This is a genomic window from Hymenobacter sp. AT01-02, from assembly GCF_000961955.2.
Taxonomy (GTDB): Bacteria; Bacteroidota; Bacteroidia; order Cytophagales; family Hymenobacteraceae; genus Hymenobacter; species Hymenobacter mucosus.
On sequence record NZ_JZIR02000187.1, the window covers coordinates 1 to 1,614 of the forward strand.

The window sequence follows — 1,614 nt, forward strand, 5'->3', positions numbered from 1 at the left end:
CGTAAAGTACCTCGTCGTGGTGATGGGCGTGGATGACGCTGAGCACGGGCACGGGTAGGCGGCACTTGCCTTCGCAGCGCATAAAAAGTGAGAAAGGCAGGAAACGTCGCCCAGGAACACATGCGCGGGGGCGGTTGGATTCAGCAGGAACTTGCCGCCCGGGCCGTAGAAATGGACCACGTCGCCGGGCCGGCACTGCGCCGCCCAGCGCGCACCAGGACCATCCGAGAATGTGCAGATGGCTAGCTCCAACTCCAGGCGGTCAGCGTCGTACCCCCACACCGAATACGTGCGCTTGTGCAGGCTTGCCGCCGCGCCAGTGGCACCTAGCCCGAAAAAGACGTTCAGCGTTTGGCCGGGCGTGTAGGTCCAACCGGCGAGAGTCGGACCCGTGAGGGTAATGCGGTAGGCATAGGAAGCAATGCGCTCGACGCGGGCCACGGTAACGTGTTGGGTGACCTGCCGCGCTAAAGAAGTCAGAAGACTCATAAGGTAAGATTTACTCAGGTAGTCGCACCCGGCTAGTAAATACCTTACGGCACCGCAACGGGTAGCGCCTGACTCAGCATTTCCAGCAGAAAATGCTGAGTCAGGCGCCAATAAAGCAGACAAATCAAAGACTAGCCGTACGCTACCAGCACCGTAGGAACACGGGTAATTGCAGACGTTCTAAAAGTGAACCCAAACTGCTAATTACGCTATAGGCCGAAACCCTCCGGATTACATAAGACGCGCAAAATTCAGCGGGCAACAGATTCACTTTGCTATTGAACAGCTTACTGAGCGGCACATGTTCAAACGCCCGCTCACCCCGGCCGTGTGGCCTTGAGATAAAGTAGCGCAAACAGAATCGGCAACGTTTATCGGCCTCTATGCCAAGCCAGGAGCATTACACGAATACTAAGTTTTTGATTGTCAGCAGCAAACTTATCAGCAGCTAAAGCAGTACGCAAAGATGCAAGCAGGTGGGTGTAAGTACCCCCTTCCGAAAAAGTGTACTTTGCCTAGTTATTCCGTACGTGTTACTGAAATACTACCGACAGTTCTGCCCGGCACCTGTTGCGCAGGGCAGCACTCCTTCGTTATCTTCTACTTTGCTTACGAATACCTATTCTCTCTGCTAATATGTCCTCTTCCCCCTTAGATGGAACGGCTAGTCTAGCGGATCAACTGGCGCAGTGCCAGCTCGCCCTGGCTGCCGCCCAAGTTCAGATTACTGCCTTGCAGCAGGCAGCACATTCCGCTAATCGTCCCCTCGCGGTAGCCTTCCTGCAACAGCTGCCCACAGGAGGATGGCTGATTGACACGGACGGTCAAACTCAAGCTCTCAACGTAGCTTTCTGCACCTTACTGGGCCTTTCTGCGGAGCGCCTATCCGCTCTCAGCTCCCAGCCTTCGGTAGCAGAAATCAACTGGATTGCGGCGGCCTTTCATACCCCAGCTACTTTTCACACGTGGCTGCAAACGGTTCACGGAGCAGGGCAAACAGTCCTCTGCCAGGAGTTTGCCTTAGCCGACGGTCGAGTAATTGAACTTGACTACCTAGTACTGGAATCAGAAGGCTCGGAACGCTTGATTATGGGTCGCGATATTACCGCGCGCCAACCAGGCGCC

2 protein-coding genes are annotated in these 1,614 nt (G+C 55.3%); one reads left to right on the plus strand and one right to left on the minus strand.

Going from position 1 to position 1,614, the window contains the following annotated elements:
• A partial coding sequence (locus tag VI25_RS24450; RefSeq protein WP_161807023.1) for a siderophore-interacting protein occupies positions 1–489 on the minus strand: 489 nt, incomplete at its 3' end.
• A 636-nt stretch (positions 490–1,125) separates the two neighbouring features.
• Between VI25_RS24450 and VI25_RS22155 the strand changes: the two genes are divergently transcribed.
• The coding region (locus tag VI25_RS22155; protein ID WP_152981774.1) for a PAS domain-containing protein at positions 1,126–1,614 on the plus strand (489 nt) is incomplete at its 3' end.